Source organism: Ruegeria atlantica (assembly GCF_013032455.1).
In the GTDB taxonomy this organism is placed as follows: Bacteria; Pseudomonadota; Alphaproteobacteria; order Rhodobacterales; family Rhodobacteraceae; genus Ruegeria; species Ruegeria atlantica_B.
Genome location: NZ_WQCF01000026.1, coordinates 1 through 7,736, shown reverse-complemented (window position 1 = coordinate 7,736; position 7,736 = coordinate 1). Strand labels below are relative to the sequence as shown.

Annotated in this window: 7 protein-coding genes and 1 pseudogene; 3 read left to right on the top strand and 5 right to left on the bottom strand. The window is 55.6% G+C overall.

Going from position 1 to position 7,736, the window contains the following annotated elements:
* Window positions 1-63 precede the first annotated feature (63 nt).
* A pseudogene (locus GOW93_RS20725) lies at window positions 64-180 on the bottom strand (ATP-binding protein); the annotation flags it as partial.
* Between the two features lie 161 nt (window positions 181-341).
* Between GOW93_RS20725 and GOW93_RS20470 the strand changes: the two are divergent.
* The 3 genes from GOW93_RS20470 to GOW93_RS20460 all read left to right on the top strand — a co-directional run bounded on the left by GOW93_RS20470 (window position 342) and on the right by GOW93_RS20460 (window position 3,766).
* Complete coding sequence (locus GOW93_RS20470) at window positions 342-1,577, top strand: hypothetical protein (protein WP_170388216.1); 1,236 nt, start codon at window positions 342-344, stop codon at window positions 1,575-1,577.
* Window positions 1,578-1,685: 108 nt separating this feature from the next.
* Window positions 1,686-2,897 carry a glycosyltransferase gene (locus GOW93_RS20985; RefSeq protein WP_170388214.1) on the top strand — a complete coding sequence of 404 codons (1,212 nt, stop codon included), beginning with the start codon at window positions 1,686-1,688 and terminating at the stop codon, window positions 2,895-2,897.
* Window positions 2,894-3,766, top strand: a complete 873-nt coding sequence (locus GOW93_RS20460; RefSeq protein WP_170388212.1) for a sulfotransferase domain-containing protein — start codon at window positions 2,894-2,896, stop codon at window positions 3,764-3,766. Before GOW93_RS20985 ends, GOW93_RS20460 begins: the two co-directional genes overlap by 4 nt.
* Window positions 3,767-3,781: 15 nt before the next feature.
* On the opposite strand, the gene GOW93_RS20455 is transcribed toward GOW93_RS20460, so the two are convergent.
* The 4 genes from GOW93_RS20455 to GOW93_RS20440 form a co-directional block, all read right to left on the bottom strand.
* A complete protein-coding gene (locus tag GOW93_RS20455) occupies window positions 3,782-4,948 on the bottom strand; it encodes a polysaccharide biosynthesis/export family protein (protein ID WP_170388210.1) in 1,167 nt (388 codons plus the stop codon).
* A gap of 23 nt (window positions 4,949-4,971) precedes the next feature.
* Window positions 4,972-6,114: a glycosyltransferase gene (locus tag GOW93_RS20450; protein WP_170388208.1), complete on the bottom strand. Its 1,143-nt coding sequence runs from the start codon at window positions 6,112-6,114 to the stop codon at window positions 4,972-4,974.
* A complete protein-coding gene (locus GOW93_RS20445; RefSeq protein ID WP_170388206.1) occupies window positions 6,111-7,298 on the bottom strand; it encodes a glycosyltransferase family 4 protein in 1,188 nt (395 codons plus the stop codon). Before GOW93_RS20445 ends, GOW93_RS20450 begins: the two co-directional genes overlap by 4 nt.
* 12 nt (window positions 7,299-7,310) lie before the next feature.
* On the bottom strand, window positions 7,311-7,736 hold a 426-nt coding region (locus GOW93_RS20440; RefSeq protein ID WP_170388204.1), incomplete at its 5' end, for a hypothetical protein.

Below are 7,736 nucleotides of genomic sequence, written 5' to 3'. Positions count from 1 at the left end.
TTGAAATCTGATCATCAGCATTTCTTGGTGGGTTCGAAGTTAAAGTGACAACACCCTCAGCGTTTATGTTGTGGTCAATGTTGGCGTTTCCTTTCTCGTTTTCCTTGCAGCCTCAGAACTTGCCTTGAAGCGGTAGCTGTCGTTGCCGGTTTCGAGGATGTGGCAGCGGTGCGTGAGGCGTCGCGCGGCGAAGGGTCTGTGTCCGACAAATTCAAGGAATTGCTAAACGCCCTATTCTGCACTCAGCCTGAATCGACCCCTCAAAGCATGATTTGTTGTTATAATTTTGGGTTAGTGTTAAATTGATTCCTAGTTTTGGAAGTGGTTTCAGGAGTACGATTTTGTATGGGCAGCTGAGGGTTTCTTGGAAATTTTTAAAGATTGCTGCGATTGTTGTTATTTGTGTGTTTCCCGCTCTCGCATATTATGTGATGCTCAAACCGCCAGTTTTTGAAGCAAGGTCGCTTATTCTTTTCGCATTGGGGCGGGAATACATTTATGTACCGGACTCGGTTGGTGCCGGTGCCAAGGCTCCTAATCCAGGCGACTTTCAGGGTGTGGTAAATGCTGAGATGCTTTTGCTCGACAATCCTGAACTTAGCTTCGCTGCGTTGCAGGCAGTAGGGGTAGAGCGGGTTTATCCCGAATTTCCAATTGAAGAAGCCGCAATGAGTCAGGCCGTTCTGTGGTTGCAGAATTCAACGACAATCGAACTCATAACCGGTTCATACGTAGTCAAGATTGCCGTCCGGCATCCGGACCCTGAAATCGCGGCCGAATTGACCAATGCGATTAGCAAAGCCTTTCTAGATCGACGGCGCGAGCTTTATGCGGCCCGCGAAGTGACTAGATTGGAGACTCGTCTAGCGGCTGTTATGAACCAGGCGGCCGAAACTAACAACAAGATTGCTGAACTTCTCGGCGGTTTGGATCCGCAATTCATAACTTACGACCTAGATAAGACATCCGAAGATCAAGCCAATCTCGAAAGGCTTTTGCGGGCATCGCGAACAACTCTCGCCGCTCTCAAGGTGCGGAGGGACTTTTACTCCAACCATCTTGGAATGGAAGACCGGTTGTTGATTACAGAAACCGAAATCCAAGAAGAACGGGCAAGGATAGATTATATTGAACGCTCCATGCTTGAAAATCGGGAAAAGGTGGCAAAACTTTCCGAAATCATACCCATTCTACGCCCCCTGACAGCCCTTCAGCTACAACAGGCTGATAGGATCGCGGATTTGCAAACGCGATTACGCGATAGCCTAGCCCTGAGCAACGCAAACATTGAAGGCAACGTGCGCGTGATAGAGGAAGCGGTGCCCCCTGTACGCTCCAGCTCCCCCTCTCTAAAGGTGCAATTGGCAATCGCCGGTTTTGCGTCGTTGCTCGCGGGCATATCCATTGCAGGCATCAGCATGCTTCTGGTGGGAGGAGGGCAGGCTTTCTCCGATCGAAATCAACCCGAAGCTCCGGCCAAAGCCAACGTCAAACCCGCGAAAGGCCGTCCTATAATTGGTCAGTTGCGGACAGGGGATGCAAAACGCAAGCCCAAGCAAAGAGTCCCAACACAATGACATGTCATTCCCCCAGCAGCGGGTCGACAAGTTCGAAGGCGAATCTAATCCAGCATGCAGTTGCCGTGAACTAATTGCCAGCCGCTCGGGCGATGCAGGAGAATAACAGTGCAAGCCAACCATGAACCTCCGCCACTCAAGATAGCCTATATCGTGGACACTCTTGTAACTGGCGGGGCTGAACGTCTGGTTGTGACTTTTGCAAAAGCGACAATGAACCGCTCCGATATCGACCTGACTGTGTTTGTTCTCAGTGGCGCTGGCACGCCTTTCTGCAATGAGCTTGAGCAGCTGGGAGTCAGGGTGGTCCATCTCCCGGGAAAGAGCCTTGTGGACATTAGCCGCTTTCTGAAACTGATGTCCGAACTTCACAAACGATCAATAGAATACGTTCACGCCCACCTGATCTCCTCGACTGTGGTGGGCGGCTGGGCCGCGGCTATCCTCGGTATCCCTTTCGCCACTACGATCCATAACGTCAAGGCCAGCACGGCCCGGGTCGGTAAGCTGCGCGGGATCCTGTATCGCAGTGTTCTTCGGATGCCCGGGACAGTCAGAATTGCTGTCGGTCAAGCCGTCGCGGAAGCGGCGCGGGTCGATACCGGAGGGCGCGACTGCATCGTTGTTCCCAATGCGGTTTCACCTGATGTCCTAGCGCCACCAAGTGCACGGGCAGCGATGCGCGCGCATCTAGGTGTGGATGGTCGCAAGGTTCTGATCGCGGTTGGCGCGATCATTGGGCAAAAAGCATATGACGATCTTCTGATAGCCTATGCGCAGGTATCCGCACAGATGCCCGATACCACCTTGCTGATCGTCGGAAACGCGCCGGACGCGGATCGCTATGAAAATCTGCAGACGCTGGCAGAGGAACTTAGCATAAACAATCAGGTCCGGTTTCTGGGCTTAAGACAGGATGTGCCTAATCTGTTGTCTGCGGCCGACCTATTTGTCAGCGCGTCACATTGGGAAGGCTTACCCGTTTCAGTGTTGGAGGCCATGGCAAACGGGGTGCCCTGCGTCGTGACGGATGTCGGTGACAATGCCCTTATTCTGGATGGCACAGGCGCCCCGGTCGTTCCTCCCAGGCGCCCCAAAATATTGGCTGAATCCGTCCTTGACCTTTTGCGGGACGAAGCGTCCTTGGAGCGGGTCGGGCACGCTGTGCGGGTCCGAATAGCCGAACATTACGGTGTAGATGCATGGATCAACAAGCTTGCCAACATATATGCGATTTCTGCTCAGCGGCACCAGCGGTTCAGCCTGCGCCGCCAACCTGTATCACAATCTATAGTAGATCGAAATGGCGGCACGCCATGAGCGCAACTGACAAGATACGCCGACGCCTGCGCCGCAGCTTCGCTTATTCCCTTGCGCGTGGTGCACAGCTGCATCTTCGAAACCTGCGGTCAAATACACGGGCGCTACCGAATTTCATTGTCATTGGTGCCCACAAGGCTGGTACGTCGTCCTTCTACAAAAATCTGACTACGCATCCTCAAATTTGGCCTGCTTGGACTAAGGAAGTCCACTATTTCGACCAGTCCGAGCCGCCCCCGCTCAGTTGGTACCGTGCGCACTTCCCACCCGAGCGCGAATTATCCGCCCATGGCGCGATTACCGGTGAAGCTAGCCCTTCCTACTGTCTTTTCCCGAATCTTCCAGCACTGGTTCACCAATGCATACCACGCTGTAAAATCATCATGTTGCTGCGCAACCCGGTGACCCGCGCCTATTCGGCCCATCAATACAATCTCCGCGGCGGCATGATTGACTTGTCTTTCGAGGACTGGATCGAGCGGGATTTTACCCGACTGGATGGGCGGATTGTCGATCAGGGTATTTTTGAGGAATTCATGTCTGTGCCCTCTGCACTTGAGTACGTCCCGACGGCATTGCTTAGGGGGGTATATGTGGAACAGCTCAAATTCTGGCACGCAGTGATCCCACAGGACCAGATGTTAGTTTTAAACAGCACCGACTATTTCGCGGATCCCCCCGCCATCTTACGGTCAGTCGCGACGGACTTTCTGGGCCTTGACGACCATCAGTTTGAATACCGCAAAACGCGAACTGAAGCCCGCTCATACCCCAAAATCAACGAAGCCGCTGCGCACCGACTTGAGGAATTTTACCGCCCCTATAACGAAAAACTCACCACCTATCTGGGCCGCGATTTCGGTTGGTGATCACAATCCTTCCATTCAATTTGTGACCCCTTCAAACTTCACAACCAGAACATCGCCCGGTCGCAATTCGCTGGTCATGCTCACACGTTCGGGCTCTGAGCTTCCGTCGGCTCGGAACACCTCGAACACAGTTGCGGCCTGCTCTTCCACGGTCATCGCCAGCGACGGGGCTGCAATTCGCAGGTAATCCATGCTGGCGTTGAGCTGCGAGCGGAGCAATTCGATGTTTTCATCCGCCGCCACTTTGGCTGCCAGCAAATCACGGTGATAGCGGGTCAGCGCCACATCGATTTCGTTCTTGGCATGTGCCGCCGTCTGCGCAGCAGACGCCGCGCGAGCCGTCGTCTCGAGATCATCCGACCGATACCGATCCGCTTCGACCTTCCAGTCGGTCAGCCTCTCTTTCCGGGACAACCCCTGTGAGACCAGCTTATTGACATCTGCCAGTTGCGCCTCTGTCACCTCAAGCTGGCGTCCGATAATTGTGCGACGCTGCGCATACAAATCCGCCTCTGCAGTCGCGAGCGCCTCTCTGCGGCTAAAGCCCTCGATTGACTCGTCCAAGATGGTTCGGCCCATGCGGACAAGCGAAACCTGGTCCGGGTTCACACCCTCAACTGTCAGCTCATTGCCATCAAGTTGTCCGGCCTCAACCAATTCCAGTTCCGATTGTATAACTCTGCGTTGATCTTCTGCGAAATTCAGTCGTATGCGCGCCTGCACAATGCGCTGCTGTGCATCCACGATCGCCCGCTCATTCACGGACGCGGCTGTCGTTCTTTCATATCCTCCGGCCCTGGCAACCGCTTTGATCACCGTCATACCGGGCACGTACGGATAAGTTCCCGGGGCCTGAACGACGCCCAGCACAGACACTGGCCGATATTCAGCGACATCCACGATGACCGAGACCGATCCGGAAAAGGATTCTGTCGCCCGCTTCACGATACTGTCTTCGATCTCGGGCAGCGTCAGCCCGGCGGCTTCTATCGTACCCAGCATGTGGAGCCGAAATGTTCCATCATCCCTGACCTGCGCGATCCTTGAAAACTCGGTCCGTCCCAGAATCGAGATGTCCAGCTTGTCCCCTGGAGCCACCACGTAACTATCCGCGACAGCCTGTTGAAACAGACCAAAACACAGAGCCGCAGCCCAAACTAATATTCGAACACTTTTAAACATAGACCTGTCTCCGTTTGCTGGGTTCACCTTAAACCGCATCCGTCACCTACAAATTTCGAACCAGCCCCCGACATATCATAGATGGACCAGAGCCGGTCCATCATAGCGGCCCCGGAAAACCGGCTCTCTACGGTGTCCCGCCCGGCCTTTCCAAGCCGCCCTCGGGCATCCGCATCCGCAATCACACATTCCAAAGCACCGGCCAGGGCCGATGGGTCCGACGGTGCAACCAGCATGCCATTTACCCCATCTTTTATCAAATCCGGGATGCCACCGACCGCGGTGGATACGACCGGGACTTCGGCCGCCATCGCCTCAAGCAGTGCCATCGGCAGGCCCTCCCATTTAGAAGCAAGGGTAAATATGTCGATCGCCGCAAGCAGCGACGGCATGTCCCGCAAATTGCCTGTAAAGGTCAGTTGGCCGTCTCCCAGCCCAAGGCTCCGCGCCCGCTGCCGGACAACTTCCGATAGCTCCCCATCTCCGACGATCAGGGCATGCATATTCAGATTTCGTTCCTGCAGCCGGGAAATGGCTTGCAGGAAGTTCTCGTGATCTTTCTGCTCCGTCACGCGCCCGATTTTCGCAAGCACAACAGCATCTTCAGGCACCCCGAATTGAGACAGATCCATAGGCTGCACCCGTCCGGCAGCGAACCGATCCAAATCGACGCCATTTTGCACAACCTCAATCCGGGCACGGTTATACCCGCCGAAGCGCGCCACATGATCCGCAACATTTTCGGTGACAGCCAAACAAGCGTCGGCACCCGACGTGAGCGTCCTGTAAATGCCAGACAACACCCTTTTTCTGCGCCAAGGGTCGGTGTTGTGCAAGGTAATGACCCGGCGCCGGTTCATGTAGCGGGCGGCCAATTGCCCGACCAGATCGCTTTTGATCAGATGGGTGTGCACAATATCCGGGTTCCAGTCGCGCATCAGCCGAAGGGCTCGCGTCAGTGCCCGTGGATCGCGCAACCCATGCCGACTGAGCCGCACCGTTTCGACCCCGCGCCGGGTGATCTCAATCTCAAGCGGCCCTTGGGTGAAATAGGCAACCTTTACCTGATCGCCCCGCTGATGCGCTGCATCCAGCAGATCGAGCAACAGCGTTTCGGCACCGCCAATACGCAAGCTGTCAATGATATAGAGAAGCCGCAGGCTCACCAGATCACCTCACCGACGTTCACGCCGTCCCTGCCCGCCGGCGTATGTGCCATCATGCGCCGCACGACGGCCTCCCAAGTAAAGCTTTCACCTCGCTCCAACCCGGCAAGTCCCATCTGGCGGCAAGTCTCTGCATCTTCCAGAACCTGATAAAGCGCCTGAGCCAGCCCTGCGCCGTCTTTTGGCGGGACCAGCCGCCCGGTTTCACCGTCCCTGACAATCGCACCGATATCCCCTGCTGTGGTCGAGACCACCGGCAGTCCAAATTGCATGGCTTCGAGAAACACGATGCCAAAAGGTTCGACCCGTGACGGCATACAAAAGCAGGAAGCACGGCGGAAATAATCTTCGATCTCCGAAAGCGGCAGACGTCCGACCACCTCGCACCCGTCGACATCGACCTCTGGAGAACACCCCACAATGGTGAGCGTCACATCCGGCAGGCGTTGTCGTAGCTCAACAAACGCCTCGATCAATTCCGGTCCACCCTTGCGATCCCACTCGACACCCACGAACAGTATATTCCTGCGCGCGTAGCGGTCCTGTGAGATGTCGAGCGAACGGCTGGGCCTGACAGACGCCCCCGCCCCGATCGCCGAAACCTTGCAAGGCGCCATACCGTAGTCCTCAATCAGAAAGTTTCTGATCTTGGGGCCGAAGGTGAAGACATGCGCAGCCTTTTCATAAATCTCGCGCTCACACTCCAACCACTGCCCGGAAGGATAGCCCGTGCCTTCCTGATCTTCATCGGCAAGACGTGCGCGCGCCACATGGTCGGTATAGACAAAATTCGGACAGCCCGGCAGCGCCGCCGAAAACATCGACTGTGTCTGCACGGAGAAATCAAACCCCTGATCACCAAAGCGCTGTTGCAAAAGCTTCTCGGCTGCCCTGAAATAGGCCCTGTTTCGGAACAATCGGTAGCGCAGCACCGAGCGCGACCGAAAACTCCCAAGCCCGTATTCCCACGGAACATTCACCAAGCTGTTAAACAGCCCTGCATAATTTGACCGCATCGCCACACCGAGATTGAAGGTCTCGAACGTCACCTGGGGGAACTCCGTTTCCAAAGCTTCCAGCAACTGGGCGTTGATATGCGAAAAATGCCCGAATGTAACGAAAAGCGCCCGAGAGCCCGAGCCCCCGCGCGCGCTATCTTCCAAGGTGTTTAAAGTATCCCGCATGTGCCGCGTCCGTCACGCAATCTGGTCATCCACGTATGTGAAATCAAAATAATCGGTTCTCAGCGGCTCGGAGCCATCCTTGAAGCCGACGATCTCGATCACATCCCCCGAAGTCAGCGACACGTCGTTGATCGCGCGTTCGACAAACGACGACGGGTTCGCAAGCGCTTCCCCCGCATCCACATTCCAGATGAAGTTGTCGATCTCGACACCGTTCACCAGAACACTCATCTGCGACTGGCCATCGGATTCGTCAAAATAACCAAGCCCCAGATCGTAAACACCGGTCGCCTCGGTGAAGGTATAGGACGCCCGCTGTTCGCCGCTGCCCCCCGCCTGCAGGTACTGGCCGCTGGATGCCGTGGCATTGCTTTTGATGTTAAAGCCGCTGACGATGTTGAACGTCTCGGCCTCGACCCGGAACGGATCCGGTGGGGC

What these genes read in the sequence shown, in the direction of transcription:
- GOW93_RS20460 (WP_170388212.1), top strand. Translation starts at nt 2,894, where the DNA reads ATGAGCGCAACTGACAAGATACGCCGACGCCTGCGCCGCAGCTTCGCT.
- GOW93_RS20455 (WP_170388210.1), bottom strand. Translation starts at nt 4,948, where the DNA reads ATGTTTAAAAGTGTTCGAATATTAGTTTGGGCTGCGGCTCTGTGTTTT.
- GOW93_RS20445 (WP_170388206.1), bottom strand. Translation starts at nt 7,298, where the DNA reads ATGCGGGATACTTTAAACACCTTGGAAGATAGCGCGCGCGGGGGCTCG.